The 21028-nt window shown below is 42.5% G+C and carries 19 protein-coding genes; 16 read left to right on the top strand and 3 right to left on the bottom strand.

From position 1 onward, the window contains the following. Window positions 1–90: 90 nt before the first annotated feature. From ACZ5B7_RS06725 to ACZ5B7_RS06735, 3 genes are all read right to left on the bottom strand, one after another. Window positions 91–1161: a GIY-YIG nuclease family protein gene (locus tag ACZ5B7_RS06725; RefSeq protein WP_464493197.1), complete on the bottom strand. Its 1071-nt coding sequence runs from the start codon at window positions 1159–1161 to the stop codon at window positions 91–93. Window positions 1162–1283: 122 nt separating this feature from the next. Further along, complete coding sequence (locus ACZ5B7_RS06730; protein WP_423801275.1) at window positions 1284–1646, bottom strand: DoxX family protein; 363 nt, start codon at window positions 1644–1646, stop codon at window positions 1284–1286. 119 nt (window positions 1647–1765) lie between these two features. Further along, complete coding sequence (locus tag ACZ5B7_RS06735; RefSeq protein ID WP_423801276.1) at window positions 1766–2068, bottom strand: EthD family reductase; 303 nt, start codon at window positions 2066–2068, stop codon at window positions 1766–1768. Between the two features lie 188 nt (window positions 2069–2256). On the opposite strand from ACZ5B7_RS06735, the gene ACZ5B7_RS06740 reads away from it, so the two are divergent. From ACZ5B7_RS06740 to argF, 16 genes are all read left to right on the top strand, one after another. Continuing rightward, window positions 2257–3024, top strand: coding sequence for a MerR family transcriptional regulator (locus ACZ5B7_RS06740; protein ID WP_464493198.1), 768 nt, complete (start codon window positions 2257–2259; stop codon window positions 3022–3024). 282 nt (window positions 3025–3306) lie between these two features. Continuing rightward, window positions 3307–4320, top strand: a complete 1014-nt coding sequence (locus tag ACZ5B7_RS06745; protein WP_423801278.1) for an ABC transporter ATP-binding protein — start codon at window positions 3307–3309, stop codon at window positions 4318–4320. Further along, window positions 4301–5269, top strand: coding sequence for an ABC transporter ATP-binding protein (locus tag ACZ5B7_RS06750; protein WP_464493199.1), 969 nt, complete (start codon window positions 4301–4303; stop codon window positions 5267–5269). Before ACZ5B7_RS06745 ends, ACZ5B7_RS06750 begins: the two co-directional genes overlap by 20 nt. Window positions 5270–5320: 51 nt before the next feature. Beyond that, on the top strand, window positions 5321–6937 hold the full coding sequence (locus ACZ5B7_RS06755) for an ABC transporter substrate-binding protein (protein ID WP_464493200.1): 1617 nt from the start codon (window positions 5321–5323) through the stop codon (window positions 6935–6937). A gap of 249 nt (window positions 6938–7186) precedes the next feature. Beyond that, window positions 7187–8194, top strand: coding sequence for an ABC transporter permease (locus ACZ5B7_RS06760; protein WP_423801280.1), 1008 nt, complete (start codon window positions 7187–7189; stop codon window positions 8192–8194). 12 nt (window positions 8195–8206) lie between these two features. Next, window positions 8207–9106, top strand: a complete 900-nt coding sequence (gene nikC, locus ACZ5B7_RS06765) for a nickel transporter permease (RefSeq protein WP_213146677.1) — start codon at window positions 8207–8209, stop codon at window positions 9104–9106. 426 nt (window positions 9107–9532) lie between these two features. Beyond that, a complete protein-coding gene (locus ACZ5B7_RS06770; protein WP_464493201.1) occupies window positions 9533–9862 on the top strand; it encodes a hypothetical protein in 330 nt (109 codons plus the stop codon). Window positions 9863–9952: 90 nt separating this feature from the next. Then, on the top strand, window positions 9953–10423 hold the full coding sequence (locus tag ACZ5B7_RS06775) for a shikimate kinase (protein WP_464494447.1): 471 nt from the start codon (window positions 9953–9955) through the stop codon (window positions 10421–10423). Window positions 10424–10426: 3 nt separating this feature from the next. After that, window positions 10427–11179 (top strand): type I 3-dehydroquinate dehydratase, encoded by a 753-nt coding sequence (gene aroD, locus ACZ5B7_RS06780; RefSeq protein ID WP_464493202.1) that lies wholly within the window; start codon window positions 10427–10429, stop codon window positions 11177–11179. Window positions 11180–11392: 213 nt separating this feature from the next. Then, window positions 11393–12430, top strand: a complete 1038-nt coding sequence (gene argC / locus ACZ5B7_RS06785) for an N-acetyl-gamma-glutamyl-phosphate reductase (protein ID WP_464493203.1) — start codon at window positions 11393–11395, stop codon at window positions 12428–12430. 59 nt (window positions 12431–12489) lie between these two features. Then, complete coding sequence (gene argJ / locus ACZ5B7_RS06790; RefSeq protein ID WP_464493204.1) at window positions 12490–13725, top strand: bifunctional ornithine acetyltransferase/N-acetylglutamate synthase; 1236 nt, start codon at window positions 12490–12492, stop codon at window positions 13723–13725. A gap of 22 nt (window positions 13726–13747) precedes the next feature. After that, window positions 13748–14545: an acetylglutamate kinase gene (gene argB / locus ACZ5B7_RS06795; protein ID WP_464493205.1), complete on the top strand. Its 798-nt coding sequence runs from the start codon at window positions 13748–13750 to the stop codon at window positions 14543–14545. Then, window positions 14545–15744, top strand: coding sequence for an acetylornithine transaminase (locus ACZ5B7_RS06800; RefSeq protein WP_464493206.1), 1200 nt, complete (start codon window positions 14545–14547; stop codon window positions 15742–15744). Before argB ends, ACZ5B7_RS06800 begins: the two co-directional genes overlap by 1 nt. A 6-nt stretch (window positions 15745–15750) precedes the next feature. Continuing rightward, window positions 15751–16827: a carbamoyl phosphate synthase small subunit gene (locus ACZ5B7_RS06805; RefSeq protein WP_464493207.1), complete on the top strand. Its 1077-nt coding sequence runs from the start codon at window positions 15751–15753 to the stop codon at window positions 16825–16827. After that, window positions 16814–20047: a carbamoyl-phosphate synthase (glutamine-hydrolyzing) large subunit gene (gene carB, locus ACZ5B7_RS06810; protein ID WP_464493208.1), complete on the top strand. Its 3234-nt coding sequence runs from the start codon at window positions 16814–16816 to the stop codon at window positions 20045–20047. The genes ACZ5B7_RS06805 and carB overlap by 14 nt, the downstream gene beginning before the upstream one ends. After that, on the top strand, window positions 20031–20999 hold the full coding sequence (argF, locus tag ACZ5B7_RS06815) for an ornithine carbamoyltransferase (protein WP_464493209.1): 969 nt from the start codon (window positions 20031–20033) through the stop codon (window positions 20997–20999). The genes carB and argF overlap by 17 nt, the downstream gene beginning before the upstream one ends. Window positions 21000–21028: the final 29 nt, after the last annotated feature.

Consider the following 21028-nt stretch of genomic DNA (forward strand, 5'->3'; position numbering starts at 1 on the left):
AGTTTTTTTAAAATAGTTATTATTTTCGAATAAATAATATCCTTACCCTTGTCAGGTAATTTATCCATAATAAAAAAGCCCTCGAGATTTCTAGGGCTTTGATAGCAATTTTAGAATGGCATCATCCATGAGAGTGTGATCCTGCGTCGTAAGCCAAGCATCAGGAATTAGGACGTACCTGCCATGATTACCGGTTAAATAGCTATAAATAATTTGCGCTTCATCAAGGTCTTCTTTGTGGACAATAAGGGGAGTTTCATCCCTGGCACCTTTGAAAAAGGTCAAGATATTCGACTTTACCGTTACATCGACATCCGTTCCCTCCAGCAAATACTTCTCAGAAAACAACACCCTGTTGCCTTTGATTAAAAAAAGTTTAAAAGTGACGTCATCCAAAAATTCGATCGTGACGATATTTTGATTGGCCTCTGCAAAATCAATGACACCCTCTTTATAATGAAGAAAACTGATTGCCTCGATATATCCTTTATTCTTTGCGGCCAGTTCAAAATCCAATTGCTCCACAGCAGCAGACATTTTTTCCTCCATTTCCGCAAATGGGCTTAAGTTATTTCCTTTAATCAAAGCAATAATGCGGTTTAAAATCTTATCATATTTTTCTCTCGAGACTTTTCCGGTGCACAAACCGATGCACAGACCAAGAGAATGATTCAAACAGGGAGAGCCTCCTGAGGAACGGTTGCTGCAGCTAATTTTAAAAAATTCCTTGATCCCCTGGACCGCTTTTTCCACTGCGAATTTACTGATAAACGGTCCGAAATAAAGATTTCCGTCATTTTCAATGTAAACATTCGTTACTTCAAGTGAGGGATAACGCTCGTCCATTTTCACAACGATATAGGAATAGTTCTGCGGGTTTTTCATCTTCCAGTTGAAAAAAGGTTTGATTTCTTTGATTAACTGGCATTCCAGCAGAAAAGCTTCAAACTCTGTGTCGGTCAGGATGTAGTCAAAATCCTTTAAGGTCGAAACAAGTTTTTGTGTTTTTTTGGAATGAGCCTTGGAGTGCTGGAAATAGGACCGAACGCGATTCTTCAGATTTTTGGCTTTTCCTACATAGATGATTTGGCCGGCAGAATCCTTCATCAGATAAACCCCGGGTGTGAGGGGGAGATTTTTTACCTTTTCTTTTAAATCCATGTTTTTTCCCTTCCCGAACCATATTGTTTCTATAATTTTATCATAGGAAATTTATCGCGGATTCTGTCTAATATTTCCTATAAATAAAAAACCAGATTGCATTAACAATCTGGTAAACCTAATCACGGATTTCGTTTGTATAAAGCGATTAATAGAACTAACATGACGATGTCTAAGCGGGCGTTAAAAGCGAATTGCAAAAGCCCTGTGTTAAGGGTAGGCAGCTTCGTTAATAAAATAGCGGCTATCATAATTGCGATTAAGGGGATGACGGCATTTTTTACAGCTTTACCCGCTAGGATTAAAGCCCCGCAGCCAATTTCTAGAAGGATGACAAGCTTCAACATGAGCTGAGGATAGGGCAGGCCCAGGCTCAAAAAATAGTTGGCTAAATCAGTGTTAAGCAATTTCATTAAGCCCGAGATGATAAACACGTATGCGACCGAATAGCGCAGTAAATTCATAGTTGAAAATGAAGTATGCATGTTTGTCCGCCTCCTTTGTAATACATATGCAATAATGGGGACAAACCATGACAGATAGTTTCTCTGGAATGAAAAAACAGCAGGCACTGGTGCCTGCTGCTTGTTAATATCCCTATTAATTAATCCACGATTAAAACAACTGGGGGTTTGTTCAGAAATTGCATCATATTGGCCACGTCTGCAGTGACTTCACGGCCCTCTGGGGATGCTAATGACTGAGCTAGAATGGCTGGGTTTTCAAAATGAAGTTCTGCAAGAAGGTATTGGTTATCGCTCGTATTTTGCTTTTGCAAAACACGGTGAACCTCCGCACCTGTGATATTAGGCAGTTTTTCTGCTAAAGGAATATGAACATTGAAATAATAGTTTTCGAAACCTTCTTGATCCTTCGGTTGATCATAAATTACAACTAATTTAGCCATCTTTGCTTTCCCCTTTCACCCTCTAAAAATAGTACAATCACCCTCTCATTATAAAGGGAAAAAGAACCAATTATTATTAAAACTGCTCGACAATTTGTGCAAAGAAATTTTTAAAAAATATAGGCATACTAGTGATTGACATTGACGTTGCGTTAAGGTGTATCGTTGTTGGTGAGGAGGTGATAGGAATGGAATATACGGTGCAAAAGCTTGCGAGTTTGGCAGGGATTAGCACCCGGACGCTAAGGTATTATGATGAAATAGGGATTCTTAAGCCGGCACGAATCAATTCATCAGGCTACCGAATATACGGGCAGGCAGAAGTGGATCGGCTTCAGCAAATTCTGTTTTACCGGGAGTTAGGTGTTAGTCTCGACCAAATCAAGGAGTTTGTAACGGACCCTTCCTTCGATGGTGCCGAAGCACTCATGGAACATCGCCAAAAGCTCCTCGAAAAGAGGGAACAATTAGACTTGTTAATCGCGAATGTTGAAAAGACAATCGCGATGACAGAAGGGAGATTCAAGATGTCTAATAAAGAAAAATTCGAAGGCTTCAAGAAGAAAATGATAGATGAAAATGAGGGGAAATATGGAAAGGAAGTTCGCGCCCAGTATGGCGATGATGCGGTCAATCAATCGAATGCCAAGGTTATGAAGATGACCGAGGAGCAGTATCAAGAGGTCACCGCGTTAGGCGAGGAAATTAAAACCACCTTAGCGGAGGCTATAAAAACTGGCAATCCGGCAGGAGAGTTGGCACAGAAAGCAGCAGACCTCCACAAGCGCTGGCTCAGCTTTTACTGGAAGGAATACAGTAAAGAAGCACATGCGGGACTGGCGCAAATGTACGTCGACGATGAAAGATTCAAAGCCTACTATGACAAAGACCAGCCGGGAACGGCCGAGTTTCTAAGAGATGCTATTCAAATCTATACTGGTATAAAAAATAACTAACCATTGAGGTCAGGCCGACACTGCGTAAGATAAGAGAACGCAAGGGCCTGGCCTCTTTACGTTAACGAATTAAATTGCCCTTTTCTGCGTTTTTTTGCCACTTTAACGCTTTAAAGTATTATCCCTATTTTTTCCTCATTTAAAAAATTTTCCCCTAAATGACATTTTTAGATAGCGCTTACAGGGTGATTTATGTCATAATAATTTTAAAATTTATTATATTATAATATTTCAGAACACTATTCATTTGAAAATAATAGTCTAGTCAGGCAGGTGTTTAGTATGGATCAAAATTCCATTCTTCGAATAAACGATTTAAAAGTATCCTTCCAATCCGGAAAAAAGCTCTTACCTGCAGTGGATGGGATTAGTTTTGAACTTAAGGAAGGCGAAATCCTAGGAATTGTAGGGGAATCCGGCAGCGGTAAAAGTGTCACCTCCTTAGCAACGATGGGCTTAATTCCATCACCGCCAGGAAAAATTGAAAAGGGCGAAATTATTTTTAATGGAACTGATTTAACGAATTTAACAGAAAAAGAGTGGCGGAAAATCCGCGGCAACCAAATCTCGATGATTTTTCAGGAGCCGATGACGTCTTTAAACCCACTGTTTACCATCGGGAATCAGCTGATGGAAGCCATTCGTTTACATACGGACCTCTCTAAGGCAGAGGCAAGAGTCCGAAGCATTGAATTACTTAAGCTAGTTGGAATACCAAGAGCGGAAGGGATTTTAAAAGAGCATCCGCATCAATTATCAGGCGGCATGCGGCAGAGGGTGATGATCGCCATGGCGATGGCCTGCAACCCAAGAGTCCTGATTGCGGACGAGCCGACAACGGCACTTGACGTCACCATTCAGGCACAAATCCTTGCCTTAATGAAGGATTTAAATGAAAAAACGAAAACATCCATCATCCTTATTACTCATGATTTGGGCGTAGTCGCAGAAATATGTGAACGTGTCGTCGTCATGTATGCCGGACAAATCGTTGAGCAGGGCGATGTCAGAAGAATTTTAAAAGACCCGCAGCATCCCTACACAAAAGGATTATTGAAATCGGTCCCGGACTTGAGAGGCAAGAAAGAACGACTCTACAGCATTCCAGGAACGGTTCCGGTCCCAGGCACTGTTACCAATGGCTGCCGCTTCGCCGCCAGATGTGCGGAAGCGTTTGATCAATGCCATACCGATTCTCCACCATTATTTAAATCGGAAAAAGACGGACATGAAGTGCGCTGTTTCCTACATACATTGAAAGAGGAGAGTGACAAACATGTCGGAGTTACTTCTTGAAGTTAATGGTTTAAAAAAGTACTTTCCAATCAACGGCGGACTTTTTGGAAAAAAACAAGGGGAAGTAAAGGCCGTTGATGATGTTTCTTTTTATGTGAAAAAAGGTGAAACTTTAGGCATCGTAGGCGAATCCGGCTGTGGCAAATCAACGACCGGTCGCTTGCTTATGCGCTTAATTGAGGCTAGTGATGGGAAAATTGTTTTTGAAGATAAAGAGATTACGAGTATGTCGAATTCGGAATTAAGGAAGGTTCGCCGCGATATCCAGATGGTTTTCCAGGATCCCTATGCTTCATTGAACCCTCGGCATTCGGTAGAGCAAATTCTTGAAGAGCCTTTAATTGTGCACGGAATTGGAACAAAAACGGAACGCCAAAAACGTGTTAAGGAAATGCTTGAGGTTGTAGGCTTGAGCAGCTATCATGCGAAACGCTATCCGCATCAATTCAGCGGCGGGCAGCGCCAGCGGATTGGCATCGCCAGAGCATTGATGACAAAGCCAAAGCTGATTATTGCCGACGAACCGGTATCCGCACTCGATGTTTCGATTCAAGCACAGGTCCTGAACCTGATGAAGGACATCCAAAAAGAGTTCCAGTTAACCTACATATTTATCGCTCATGACCTAGGTGTGGTTCGCCATATCAGCGACCGCGTTGGCGTGATGTATTTAGGAAGATTGATAGAGTTAGCTGATAGTGAGGAACTCTATGAAAATCCAAAGCATCCCTATACGAAAGCACTGCTGTCCGCAGTCCCGATTCCGGACCCGGATGTCAAAAAGAAGACTATTTTAATAGAAGGTGAACTGCCAAGCCCGGCAAATCCGCCATCAGGCTGTGCTTTCCACACAAGATGCGGGGAGTGCATGGATATTTGTAAAACTACTAGACCAACAGAACACAATCTTAATGGTCATTTTGTTGCCTGTCATTTGTATAACAAGTAATAGGCGGCATTGATGATAAATAAAAAAGCTTTAGGGGGTAAAAAAACGCTTATGAGCAAAAAGTCAATTAAATTGCTGTTGATTTCCTTATTGGCCCTCAGCATGTTCTTAGCAGGCTGCGGCGGCAAAACGACCAAAGAAACAGGCGGCGAAAAAGAACCTGCTAAGAGCGGCGGTTCAGCAAAGGATACGCTAGTCTATGGCCGTGGCGGTGACTCCACATCTTTAGACCCAATCACTACAACTGAAGGGGAAGCCTTCAAAGTAACTGAGAATATTTTTGAAACACTTTTGCAGTATGGTGACCAAGATACGACTCTACATCCTGGTCTTGCTAAAGAATGGAAGGTTTCCGATGATGGGTTAACTTATACATTCAAGCTACAAGAGGGCGTGAAATTCCATGACGGAACAGACTTCAATGCTGACGCTGTAGTCTTCAACTTCGACCGCTGGATGAACGGGAACGAAGATAAATTCCCGTACTACACAATGTTTGGCGGCTATAAGGCTGATGAAGGCCACGTCATTAAAGAAGTGAAATCAGTGGATCAGTACACAGTAGAATTCGTTTTAAAAAGACCACAGGCTCCTTTCTTAAAGAACCTGGCTATGTCTCCATTCGGTATCGCCAGCCCAACGGCTGTTAAAAAATACGGCGACGACTTTAGAAAAAATCCAGTTGGAACAGGTCCATTCAAATTCGTAGAGTGGAAGCAAAACGATACGATTACACTTGAAAAGAATCCTGACTACTGGCAAAAAGGTCTTCCTAAGTTAAACAAAGTAGTCTTCCGTGTTATTCCGGAAAACACTGCACGTCTAAACGCTCTTGCTAATGGCGAAATCGATGTTATGGATGGCTTGAACAATTCTGACGAAGCAACAGTTAAAGGGAATGACAAGCTTCAAGTAATTGAGCGTCCGTCTATGAACGTTGGTTACCTTGGCTTAACAACTACTCGTAAGCCATTTGATAACAAGCTTGTCCGTCAAGCAATCAACCATGCTGTTAATAAGAAGGATATTATCAAAGCATTCTACGGCGGAAAGGCTCTTGCAGCGAAGAACCCTATGCCTCCTTCCATTGAAGGCTATAACGATAGCATCAAGGATTATGATTACGATTTAGAAAAAGCAAAAGCATTATTGAAAGAAGCAGGCTATGAGAAAGGCTTTGAAATCGACCTATGGGCAATGCCTGTAGCACGTCCTTATATGCCTGAAGCACAAAAAGTTGCAGAGGTTATCCAAGCAGACTTAGCGAAAATCAATGTTAAAGCGAAGATTCAATCTGTTGACTGGGCTACTTACCTAGATAAGGCCGCTAAGGGTGAGTTTGACATGTTCATGCTTGGCTGGACTGGTGACAATGGTGACCCTGATAACTTCTTATACACATTGCTTGATAAAGACAGCATCGGCAGCAACAACTACTCTCAATACAGCAATGACGAGCTTCATGATGTATTGATTGCAGCGCAGACCGAAACAGAACAAGCTAAGCGTAACGAGCTTTACAAGAAAGCACAGGAAATCATTCATGAAGACGCTCCATGGGTACCGCTTGTTCACTCAACACCGCTGTTAGCAGCAGCTAAAGATGTAGCAGACTATCTGCCGCACCCAACTGGTTCTGAAGCTCTGACAAAAGTGTACTTTAAATAATCCATCTTGAATGGGGGAGGGAGTTTTTTCCTCCCCTTTTATCAACAAAAGGTACAGTTTGCCGTATTTAAGGGATCGAAAAAGGTGTAAAACTACACTCTATTAGCGAATTTTTGAGTTCTATTTGCGGATTTCAACGTTCTATTAGCGAATTAATGCATTTTATTAGCGAATTTCGAGGTTCTATTAGCGAAATAACGAAACAGCAATCTTTTAGAAAAGAACTTTTGAAAAAAAGAGGTGAAACAAATGTTTACTTACACAGTTCGCCGAATTCTTTCTTTAATCCCAGTTTTATTTGGAATGACGCTTGTGGTATTTGCGATTATCCATGCGATTCCGGGGAATCCCGCCCAGGTGATCCTTGGACAAAGGGCTACTGCTGAAGCGATTGCAACGTTAACAAGGGAATTAGGGTTGGACAGGCCTTGGTACATACAATATTTCGATTATATTGGCCAGCTTTTTCAAGGGGATTTAGGTACCTCTTTGAGAACCAGAGGTCCAATCAACGTGGAGATTTGGCCATATCTAGCTGCAACATTTGAATTGACTCTGGTTGCGATGATTATAGCTGTCATTGTCGGCGTAAACGCAGGAATCATCAGTGCCTGGTTCTCTAAATCATGGTTTGATTATGTGGCAATGGTTCTTGCCCTAGTAGGTGTTTCGATGCCGATTTTCTGGCTCGGTCTAATGGAACAGTGGGCTTTTTCGATTGAATTAGGCTGGCTGCCTACTACTGGCAGGGAGAATGTTAGGGATCCCATCACAGCGATTACAAATCTTTATTTAATTGATACCTTGCTGCAGGGTAGATTTGATCAATTTTGGACCGTTGTTCAGCATTTAATTTTGCCAAGCCTTGCACTGGCGACAATTCCAATGGCAATCATTGCCCGGATGACGCGCGCCACCATGCTTGAGGTCATGCGCTCGGATTACGTTCGTACAGCACGTGCGAAAGGCTTAAGGATGTTCTGGGTAGTTTACAAACATTCTTTGAAAAATGCCATTATACCTGTTTTAACGGTGATTGGTCTACAAACAGGCCTTCTCTTAGGAGGAGCAATTCTAACAGAAACGATCTTTGGCTGGCCGGGAATCGGAAGATACCTATATGACGCGATTGCGTATCGCGATTATCCTGTTATCCAGTCAGGAATTTTGCTTATCGCGGCGATTTTCGTATTGATTAACTTAATTGTGGATTTACTGTATGTCTTTGTTGATCCACGGATTAAATACAATAAGTAGGAGGGAGTTAATGTGGCTGAACTTGCTAAAAATACAGCAGATATCCCGGTGGTACCTGCTGAAGAAAAGCTGACACCTCCATGGAAGGAAGCACTGCAATCTTTCTATAAAAATAAACTGGCCGTTGTTGGCTTGGGTATCGTGCTATTTTTTATTGTTATTGCGTTTATTGCTCCTTGGGTGGCGCCATACGGGTTCAAAGAACAAGTTTTGGCCGACCGGATGCAGGCCCCGTCAAGTAAGCATTGGTTTGGCACGGATGACTTTGGCCGGGACATTTTTTCAAGGATTTTATATGGTGCGCGAATTTCTTTATGGGTTGGATTCTTTTCCGTATTAGGATCTGTAGTAGTTGGAACGCTACTTGGTATTGTTGCCGGTTATTACGGCCGCTGGGTGGATGCCATCATTTCAAGGGTTTTTGATGTTATGCTGGCGTTTCCTAGTATTCTATTAGCGATTGCAGTAGTGTCCATTTTAGGACCGTCTTTACGAAATGCTCTTATCGCGATTGCGGTAATCAATATCCCAAACTTTGGCCGACTAGTTCGTTCGAAGGTGTTGAGCGTCAAGCAGGAGGAGTATATCATGGCAGCCAGGGCTATCGGGATGAAGGATTCCCGGATTCTGTTGAGGCATATTTTGCCGAACAGTATTTCCCCGGTTATTGTCCAAGCAACATTGGCGATTGCAACTGCGATTATTGAAGCGGCTGCTCTTGGTTTCCTAGGGTTAGGCGCCCAACCGCCAGAGCCTGAATGGGGGAAAATGCTCGCTGATTCTAAGAACTATATTACCCAAGCACCGTGGACATTGTTCTTCCCAGGTATGGCGATTATGCTGACTGTATTAGGTTTTAACCTGATGGGGGACGGGTTGCGCGACGTGCTTGATCCGAAGATGAAACAATAACGTGAGAGGCTCCTAGAGGGGTCTCTTTTCTGTTGGGGTGCTAGTTTATGAGTTTGCAGAATATTTAAGTTTCTTGTGGTGTTTTGGTAAAATATCTTTCATAATAGGATGAAGGACTAAGACGAGACGATGAAGGACAAAGTGGGGTTAAAACGTACTGAAAATGTCCTTGATAAGGCCGATGAAGGACAAAGTCGTTCTGGAACAGGTGGGAAATGTCCTTGATAAGGTCGATGAAGGACAAAATCGGGATGGAACAGGTGGAAAATGTCCTTGATAAGGCCGATGAAGGACAAAATGGGGATGGAACGAGCTAAAAATGTCCTTGATAAAGCCGATGAAGGACAAAATGGGAATAGAATGAGCAGAAAATGTCCTTCATAAGTATAGACTCTTAAAAGGTATTATGTTAAGGAGAGATGTAGATTGAAGTACCTAGCAGTACCGGCTATATTAATCATTCTAGCTCTTTTTACTTTTGCCTTAGGCGGTAGTTTCGTAGTCGCTATGCCTTTTCTATCGGTAATTTCTATATCAATCATGCTAATATTGTGTTTTCTAGTGGTTCATTTTATAAAAAGAGATAAAAAAAGGCTGCTAATATACTGGTTGTTAATTACAACTGTACCTGCATTATTAGTTATAATAGCTTTGAAGTTTTATGGTGCAGATTCCTTTTTATCATGGGACTTAATGTTATGGGATCTCGTCATTCCAATCCAATCTCAGCCTCACAGTGGCTGTTTGTTACAATAAAAAATCGACTATACGCATCTAAGATAGGAGTTGAAAATTTTGACGGTACGCCAAAACACAGAAAATAAAAACATCATTTTTATAGGATTTATGGGAGCAGGAAAAACAACTGTAGGAAAACTTGTTGCAGAGAAACTAAATCGGCAATTTATTGATACAGATGAATTAATTGAAGAGGAATTCAAAATGCCCCCTTCGCAAATATTTAAAGTATATGGCGAAAAGGTTTTTAGAGAAAAGGAAAAAAGCCTAATCACTAGCTTAAATGAGGAAAAGAACCTAGTTCTCTCGTTAGGCGGCGGTGCCTTTCTTCAAGAAGATATACGCACGGTCTGTTTATCCAAGGCTACAGTCATTTTACTTGATATTTCTTTTGAATGCTGGAAAGAACGGTTAGACCTTATCATTGACAGCCGCCCAGTCCTGCATGGAAAAACAATCGAAGAAATGGAACAACTTTATAATAATAGAAGAGAAATTTATTCTAATCATCAAATAAAAATTAGTACTGATAACAAATCTCCTGAGCAAATTGCCGACGAAATTTTAGAGAAGGTGTAAGTAATGAAGAGAACAATTAAAGTTAAGGGGTTAACGTTAGGTGAAGGTGCACCTAAAATTTGTGTACCAATGGTAGGGAAAACAACACCCCAATTAATGGAAGAAGCCAGACTGCTAAAGACATTAGACCTTGACCTTGTAGAATGGAGGGTTGATTATTTCGAGCAGGTAAAGGACATCTTGCAAGTAAAAGAGGCACTTGACAATATTCGTAGTGTATTAACGGACACCCCCTTAATCTTTACTTTCCGTAGTGAGAAGGAAGGTGGAGAAAGGGAAATCAGCCAAGCAGATTACATCAATTTAAATATGGAAATCTCGAGGACTGGCAAGGTTGATTTGGTTGATGTGGAGTTATTTAATGAAGAAAAGGATGTTAAAACACTAATTAAGGTTGCTCATTCACACAATGTTTTAGTGATTGTTTCCAACCATGATTTTGAAAAAACCCCCCCAAAGGAAGAAATTGTATCACGCTTACGCAGGGCACAGGAACTTGGAGGGGACCTCCCGAAAATTGCCGTAATGCCTAAAACAAATGAAGATGTACTTACATTGTTAGATGCAACAAATACAATGTACGAAAAATATGCAGACAGACCGTTTATTACCATTTCGATGGGCCAAAAAGGGGCCATCACTCGTGTAGCCGGATTTGGTTCGGCACTGACTTTCGGTGCGGCAAAGGTTGGTTCTGCCCCCGGACAAATTGCAGTTAATGAATTAAGAACTATGTTAAACTTGTTAAATCAATAAATAGAATACATAGTATCAGGCCCTTTATGGGCTTTTTTTTATGGATTATTGCATAAATAGTTGTATATTTATTTAAGAAAAATTGAAAGCGTTTACACAAATTTATACCTGAAAATAGAATTAAATCTGAAAAATATGTGATTTTTGCATTGAATAATTATATATATAGATGTATAATAATTCATTATTAACGGTACTTAGGAGTTGAAAGAATTGAAAGCAGCGATTATTGGTGGAACAGGATATGGAGCAATCGAGCTAATTAGATTAATCCAAAAGCATCCATATTTGGAGGTTGGTTCAGTTATTTCTAACTCTCAAGCAGGAAGTAACTTTAGTGAAAGCTATCCGCATTTGTCGGAGATTATAGAACAACCCTTGGAAAAGTTTGATGTTCAAAATATTGCTAAAGAAAATGAGATTGTATTTTTAGCTACGCCATCTGGTGTCAGCAGTAACCTTGTCCCTCAATTGATGGAGACAGGTATAAAATGTATCGACCTATCTGGAGATTTCAGGTTAAGGTCGCCGGAAGTATATGAAACATGGTATAAGCATTCACCGGCACCTGAAAATTATTTGAATGAAGCGGTATATGGCTTAAGTGAAATTTATGGAGAAAATATTAAAAATGCGAACCTAATTTCGAATCCAGGCTGCTATCCAACAGCATCTACGCTGGGATTAATTCCTATCTTGAAATCAAACCTTGCAGACTGCGATTCTATCATAATTGACGCAAAGTCAGGTGTAAGCGGAGCAGGACGGGGACTTTCTCTCACCAGCCATTACGCCGAAATCAATGAAAACCTAAAGGCATATAAACTAGGCGCACATCAGCACATTCCGGAGATCGAACAGATCCTTACAGACGAAAGCGGCCAACCAATAACGATATCTTTTACAACACATTTGGTGCCAATGACTCGAGGAATTATGTGTTCCATTTATTTAAAACTTAAAGAAAAGGTTACTACCGAAGATGTTCATCAAATATATGATGAATTTTATAAAAATAAACCATTTGTAAGGGTAAGGCCAGTCGGAAAAGTGCCAGCAACTAAAGAAGTTTGGGGAAGCAACTATTGCGATATCGGCCTGCATGTTGACCCACGGACAAACCGCCTTACCATCATATCCGTTATTGACAACTTAGTAAAAGGGGCGGCAGGGCAAGCAATCCAAAATGCAAATATAATGAACGGCTGGGATGAGCGAGCAGGTCTCCAAGATATCCCAATGTATCCATAATAAAAATCGATAGTTAACTAGTTTGATTGAATACGAACAAGGGAACCATAAAGGGGGAAATGACATTGACACAAGCAACATCAACCAATGAAATCGTTGTTTTAGAAAATGCAGGAATAACATTACCACAGGGATACAAAGCAGGCGGAATGCACTGCGGAGTGAAAAGAAAAAGACTTGATTTGGCCTATATTGTGTCAGAGGTTCCCGCTGATGTGGCAGGAGTATATACAACCAACTTATTCCAAGCGGCTCCATTATTAGTAACACAAGAAAGCATCGCAAAAGAAAATAAGACTCAAGCAATCATTGTCAATTCCGGTAACGCCAACGCCTGCACAGGGGAGCAGGGGATTCAAGACGCTTACCAGATTCAAAAAGAGTTTGCAGGTCAATTAAATATTCAAGAGCACCTAGTCTCTGTCACTTCAACAGGAGTGATAGGCGAACTGCTGCCAATGGATAAGATAACGACAGGAATTAGCCAAATCCTTCAACCCGAGTTTGAAGCAGAGGAGAACTTCCTGCAAGCAATCCTAACTACCGACACTTGCGCAAAACACATAGCCGTTCAGTTCACAATTGACGGCAAAACTGTCAGCATCGGCGGGGCAGCAAAAGGCTCCGGCATGATCCATCCAAACATGGCAACCATGCTTGGCTTTGTCACAACGGATGCAAACATTGCCCATGAAGATCTTTTATCAGCACTTAGAGAAGTTACCAACCAAACTTTCAATATGATTACAGTTGATGGCGATACCAGTACGAATGACATGGTTTTGGTCATGGCAAATGGATTAGCTGGAAATGACCAGCTTACCAAAGACCATCCAGATTGGGATGTGTTCGTAAACGGATTAAAAGTTGTCAGTGAAACCCTTGCTAAAAAAATTGCCCGTGACGGTGAAGGGGCAACAAAACTTGTCGAGGTTCAGGTAAATGGTGCTTTAAAGGCAGAAGATGCGAGAGCAGTTGGAAAATCCATTATCTCTTCAAACCTTGTAAAAACAGCGATCTACGGAACCGATGCCAACTGGGGAAGAATTGTGACGGCAATTGGGTACAGCGGTGTCCCAGTTGAACCAAACCTAGTAAAGGTTTCATTAGGCTCCATTCCTGTATTTGAAAACGGGCTGCCTTGTCCGTTTGACGAAGCAGAAGCAAAGAGTTACCTAGAACAAGAAACAGTACAAATTTTTGTAGAGTTAAACCAAGGAAATAGCAGTGCAACCGCCTGGGGATGCGACTTAACTTATGATTACGTAAAAATCAACGCATCCTACCGCACTTAGCACTTAAGGAGGCTTTTTGAAAATGAAATACTTAGTCATTAAGTGTGGCGGAAGTGTGTTAGAAAATCTGCCAAGGTCGTTTTATGAAGATATTGTAAAAATGAAAGAAGCAGGCGAATGGACTCCGGTTATTGTCCATGGCGGCGGCCCATTAATCAATCAACTATTAAAAAGTTTAAATATAGAAACTAAATTTGTGAACGGACTTCGAGTAACCAACCATGATGTCCTTGACATCGTGGAAATGGTATTAAGCGGCATGGTCAATAAGCAGGTTGTTAGAAATATCGCCGAAGTCGGCGGAACCGCATTTGGGGTCAGCGGCGTAGATGGCAGCTTGTTAAAAGCTGAACCAACAGCAGACGCCCAAACCCTCGGATTTGTAGGGGAAGTTGTTGAAGTAAATAAAAATGTGATTGAGGGGATCGTCAGCCAAGGCTATATCCCAGTTATTTCCCCAATCGGAATTGACGCAAACGGCCAGCGCTACAACATCAATGGCGATATCGCGGCGTCTGCCATCGCCAAGGCGCTCCAGGCTAACCTTTGCTTTATCAGCGACATCCCAGGAATCCTGGTCGAAGAAGATGGAGCCAAGAAGAAGCTTGATAAAGTTTCTAAAGCGATTATTGAAGAATTAATCGAAAACAAAACCATTTACGGCGGCATGATACCAAAAGTAAAAGCGGCCATCGATGGACTTGTCCATAACATTAGTGAAGTGGCCATCATCAACGGTTTTGAAAAAAGCAGCTTACTAGATTACGTGAACGGAAAAAATACAGGAACAAAAATTGTTTTAGAAGAGGAGATAGCGTAATGACAGCCAATAATACCGTCTCTCAACTTTCACCGGTAATGCCAACCTACGGACGTTTCCCTGTCACTCTCGAAAAAGGCAAAGGAAGCTACGTCTGGGACGATAAAGGCACAAAATATTTAGATTTCACCTCCGGGATCGCAACCTGCAACCTGGGCCATGTACCGGATGCTATAAAAGAAAAACTCGAAGAACAGCTGCAAAACCTTTGGCACTGTTCAAATCTATACAATATACCAAATCAAGAAAAACTGGCAGCACTCCTTGCAGCCAACAGCTGCGGCGATCAAGTGTTTTTCTGCAACAGCGGAGCGGAAGCAAATGAAGCAGCGATTAAGCTGGCTAGAAGATACGCAAACAAAGTAAAAGGGAGCGGCTCATCGACAGTCGTGACCTTCAAGCAATCCTTCCACGGCCGAACATTAGCGACCTTAACGGCAACCGGCCAGGAAAAAATTCAAAACGGCTTTGCGCCATTGATGCCAGGTTTCAGCTACCTGCCTTACAACGACATGGAAGCACTTGAAGAGCTTGGCGAATTAAAGCCAACCGCTGTTCTTCTCGAACTTGTCCAAGGTGAGGGCGGCGTTATTCCAGCCTTCCCGGAATGGGTACAAAAGCTCGACCAGATTTGTAAGGAAAACGGGATTCTTCTGATGGTTGACGAAATCCAAACCGGCATCGGCCGTACAGGAACCCTTTTTGCCTACCAACAATACAACATTGAACCGGATGTTATCAGCGTTGCTAAAGGTCTTGGCTCTGGATTCCCAATCGGCGCCATTATTGCCAAGGAAGAAGCGGCAAAAGGATTTGAACCAGGCAGCCACGGCAGCACATTTGGCGGCAACCCGCTGGCAACAGCAGCAGGGCTGGCAACCGTTACACATATACTTGAAAACGACATTCTTACCAACGCGAACAAAATGGCAGGGTATCTCGATCAACAGCTTGAGAACCTGTCAACAAAATATGCGTTTATTAAAGAAACCCGCGGCAAAGGGCTTTTAAAAGGCTTGGTCGTTGACACTGATGCTTCAGCGATAGTCAAAAAAGCCATCGAGAACCAGCTGTTAATTTTAACAGCAGGCCCGAATGTGGTTAGAATTCTGCCGCCGTTAACTGTTACAAAAGACGAAATCGACGAATTTATTATAAAACTGGAAAAGGCGTTCCAAAGTTTAGAGAAAGGCGAGTGAGGTAAGTTGGAACAGGGATATCTTACTTTGGAAACGGGAGAAGTATTTGAAGGTGTGCTAATCGGCGCAAATAAGGAATCTCTCGGGGAAGTAGTTTTTAATACAAGCATGACTGGCTATCAGGAAATTATCACTGACCCGTCCTACGCTGGACAAATCATTACATTTTGCTATCCGATTATCGGAAACTATGGAATCAACGCCTTAGATGATGAAAGTATTTCACCGGCACTTGCGGGGGTTGTCATCGGTGACTTATGTGAAACACCGAGCCATTATCAATCCTTTCAAAAGTTTTCTGACAAACTAAAACAGGCCGGCGTTCCCGGGATTGTGAATGTCGATACAAGACTTCTTGTCAAAACCATCCGCAGCCGCGGAACCGTTAAGGGCTACATCAGCAAAAAGGCTGAAGCAAGCTTCACGAAAGATGAAAAAGCACCATTATGGGTAGACCAAGTATCCACGAAAAAGGTGCAATTTTTCAAAAATAACGGCCCGCATGTGGTCTTAATGGATTTCGGTTATAAAAAATCGATCCTTACCGCTCTTTTAGCAGAAAATTGCGCGGTAACGGTTGTTCCTTACAACACACCTTTTGAAAAAATAAAATCTTTAGATCCAGATGGAGTCCTCATCAGCAACGGCCCTGGGGACCCAATGTCACTGCAAAAATGGTTCCCGGAAATCAAGAAAATAAGCCAGAACTATCCTACACTAGGCATTTGCCTTGGACACCAGCTTATTGCCCTTGCTTACGGAGCTAAAACAGAAAAGCTTGCCTACGGCCATCGCGGCGGCAACCATCCGGTGAAAGAGTTAATGACCGGAAAGGTAAAAATCACCGCCCAAAACCATGGCTACGTAGTCGTCGACAACAGCATCGACGAAAAGGTATTCAATGTCACCTACCGAAATGTGAATGACAAGTCCATTGAAGGACTAACACATAAAAACTATCAAATTCAAACCGTGCAATTTCATCCGGAAGCACACCCGGGACCAAGCGACACCGCTTATATTTTAACAGAATTCGTAAGCAAGATTGCTTCAGTGGGAGAGACACGTTATGCCATTAAATAAAAACCTGAAAAAAGTACTAGTCATCGGATCAGGCCCGATTGTCATCGGGCAGGCTGCAGAATTTGATTATGCAGGAACGCAGGCGTGTATCGCCCTGAAGGAAGAGGGACTTGAGGTTGTCCTCATCAATAACAACCCGGCGACCATCATGACAGATGAAGCAGTTGCCGATAAGGTCTATATTGAACCCCTTAATGTGGAAACGATTGAAAAAATCATTCAAAAAGAAAAACCGGACGGGGTCATTGGTACCCTAGGCGGGCAAACAGGCTTGAACTTAACCGTTGAATTATTTGAACAAAAAATTCTTGAAAAATATAATGTGGAGCTGCTTGGAACTTCGGTTGCCTCCATTAAAAACGGCGAGGATCGCGAGAAGTTCCGGAATTTGATGCTGCAAATCGGCGAACCGATTCCGGAATCAGCGATTATTCACACGTACGACGAAGGCCTGGCATTCGTTAACGAAATCGGCTATCCGGTTATTATCCGCCCTGCCTATACGCTCGGTGGAGATGGCGGCGGTTTTGCCTATAACGAAGAAGACCTTGAGATCGTTTTGAAGAAAGGTTTGGCAGCCAGCCCGATTCATCAAGTATTAGTGGAAAAAAGCATCAAGGGTTGGAAGGAAATTGAATATGAGGTCATGCGGGATGCCAATGATACATGTATCATCGTTTGTAATATGGAAAACATGGACCCAGTCGGCGTTCATACCGGCGACTCAATTGTCGTTGCTCCATCACAAACATTAACAGATGTTCAGTATCAAATGCTCCGTGACGTTTCTATAAAGGTTATCAGAGAATTAGAGATTATCGGGGGCTGCAACATTCAGTTCGCACTCCATCCGGAATCCAACGAATATTACATCATCGAAGTAAATCCAAGGGTCAGCCGTTCATCGGCACTCGCCTCCAAAGCAACCGGTTATCCGATTGCAAGGATGGCGGCTAAATGCGCAATTGGCTATCACTTGGATGAGATTGTGAATCCGATAACAGGCAATACCTTTGCCTCGTTTGAACCGGCAATTGATTATATTGTGGTAAAACTGCCGCGCTTCCCGTTTGATAAGTTCCCGGAAGCAGACCGGACACTAGGGACGCAAATGAAAGCTACCGGCGAAGTCATGGCGATTGACCGTACGTTTGAAGGTGCCCTAAACAAGGCGATCCGCTCGATGGAAATGAATGTATACGGTCTTTGCAAAGAAGCAAATCAAGCTTTAGAAGAAACTGCCCTGGTACAGCTTTTGGAAACGGCCAATGATCAACGCTTGTTTATCATTGCTGAAGCATTCAGAAGAGGCATGACGCTTGAACAGGTACAGCAGCTAACTCAGATTGACCCGTGGTTTTTACACAAAATTAGCTCTATTGTGGCCCTGGAAAAGGAATTGGCTAGTTACCAATGGAGCGAAGTGCCTGACACACTCCTGAAGAAAGCCAAACGCACCAATGTTGGTGATAAGCTATTGTCGCAAATCTATGGTGTTCCTGAAAAAGAAATTAGAAGCAAGCGTAAAGAACTAAACCTGAAACCAGGCTATAAGATGGTTGATACCTGCTCCGCAGAATTTGACGCCGTAACGCCATATTATTACTCTACTTGGCACGGCTTTGACGAGGTGGAAGCTGAAGATTTGCCCAAAATCCTTGTCATCGGTTCAGGTCCAATCCGAATCGGTCAGGGAATCGAATTCGATTATTGTTCTGTACACGCCGCTAAGGCTATCAAGAAAAAAGGCTATCAGGCGGTTGTTATCAATAATAACCCGGAAACAGTCAGTACGGATTACTCCGTTGCCGACAGCCTTTACTTTGAACCTCTTGCTGCCGAGGATGTTCTGCATGTGATTGAAAAAGAACAGATTGAAGGCGTCCTGATTCAGTTCGGCGGGCAGACAGCTATTAATCTTGCCCATGAGTTAGAAGCAGAGGGAGTCAAAATTTTAGGAACTTCTGTAAAACATGTCGATCAACTCGAAGACCGAAAAGAATTTTATCAGCTCTTAGAGGAACTAGATATTCCGCATATCGAAGGGAAAACAGCTGAAAATGCTAAGGAATTGCTCAATGCGGCAACAAACCTTGGTTACCCGGTACTCGTAAGACCGTCTTACGTAATCGGCGGACAGTCCATGTTTACAATTTTTTCAGAGGAAGAATTAATTGGTTACATTCAGCAGCTTGAAAAAAATTCAAACGAAAAAATGTGGCCATTATTAGTAGATAAATATATGCCAGGATTAGAGTGTGAAATTGATGTTATCAGTGACGGTAACGATATTGTCGTTCCTGGAATATTTGAACATATTGAAAAAGCAGGGGTCCACTCCGGTGACAGTATCTCCGTATTCCCGCCGATTTCGTTAACAGCAGATACGAAAGAGACGTTAATCGAGTACGGTGCCAAAATTGCCAAGGCGACCTCCATCATCGGCATGATGAATATCCAATTCGTCGTCTATGAAAATATCGTCTATTGTTTGGAAGTGAATCCGCGTTCGTCAAGAACGGTGCCGATTATCAGCAAGGTAACGGGCGTTCCAATGATTGAATGGGCCGTACGAGTTCAATTAGGCGAGACTCTTAAGGATGTGAGTCAAACAACAGGTTTGCTTCCTGAACCGGCATACTATTCCGTAAAAGCACCAATTTTTTCATCAAGCAAGTTAAAGGGTGTTGACCATGTGCTTGGTCCGGAAATGAAGTCAACCGGTGAGGTGCTTGGTATGGGCGGAACTTTCCAGGAGGCTCTCAATAAGGCACTTCCTTCCATAGGTGGAATGGCCGGAGAAGATTACCTGTTATGCTCCATTTCTGACCGTGAGAAAGCAGGAAGCCTGCCAATTCTAAAAGAGCTTGCAGGAAAATGGAAGCTTGCCGCAACAGAAGGCACTGCAGCCTTTTTAGCAGCCAATGGCATCGTTGTCGAGACTGTTGTGAAAAACGACCAGGATGTGAATGACCTGTTCAAAAAGCAAAACATGAAAGCTGTAATCAATATGCCAAATCAAGGACGGAACAAACAGAAATTTGGCTTTTATATCCGCGAGCAGGCGATTCGCTATAAGGTGCCGGTGTACACCCATCTTGATACGGTGAAAGCAATCCTCGACTTGCAAAAAACAGTGGCAGCAGATTTTACAGTTCATACTGTAAGTGAGTTTTATCAATTGGAAAAGGAAGGTGCGGTTCATGTTAGAAGCCGTTAAAATAAATTCAAATAAATTACAGCTGAAGGGGAAGGATTTCCTTCAGCTGGCTGATTATACAACAGAAGAAATTCTTTATATGCTGGAAGTGGCCCAGGAATTAAAGGCCCAGCAAAAGCAAGGGAAGCCGCACACGCATTTGGGCGGCAAGGTCCTGGGAATGATTTTTGAAAAATCATCTACACGTACAAGAGTATCCTTTGAGGTAGGAATGCTGCAGCTAGGCGGGCATGCGATTTTCTTAAGTTCAAGAGATATCCAGATTGGCCGCGGGGAAAGCATTTCTGACACAGCAAAGGTCTTATCGCGCTATGTCGACGGCATTATGATTCGTACGTTTGCACACGAGACGGTTGAAGAATTAGCAGAGCATGCGACCGTTCCGGTTATTAACGGCTTAACTGACCTGCAGCACCCGACACAGGTCCTGGCAGATTTATTAACCATTTTAGAGAATAAAGGGAAATTAGCGGGCTTAAAGCTTGCCTATGTGGGCGACGGAAATAACAATATGGCTCATTCATTAATGGAAGGTGCTGCAAAAGTAGGCATGGATATCAGCATCGCCAGCCCGGCAGGATATTTGCCAAATGAGGAAATTGCCGAGAGAGCCATCAAGTTTGGGCAACAAACAGGAAGTACCGTTACAATTACAAACAATCCACAGGAAGCGGTTAAAGATGCAGATGTAATCGTAACAGATGTTTGGACCAGCATGGGGCAGGAAGAAGAAACGGCAAAACGCCTTGAGGCATTCCAAAGCTATCAAGTGAATACAGAACTATGCAAGCTGGCAAAAGACGACTATCTTTTCTTACATTGTCTGCCTGCACACCGCGGCGAAGAGGTAACTGCAGAAATTATCGATGGCCCTCATTCCGTTGTTTTTGATGAAGCAGAGAACCGTCTTCATGCACAAAAAGCAATTTTAAAACTTTTACTAGAGAAATAGACTTTCTTTTTTTGAAATTTGTTGTATAA

Source organism: Neobacillus sp. S1115 (assembly GCF_055385565.1).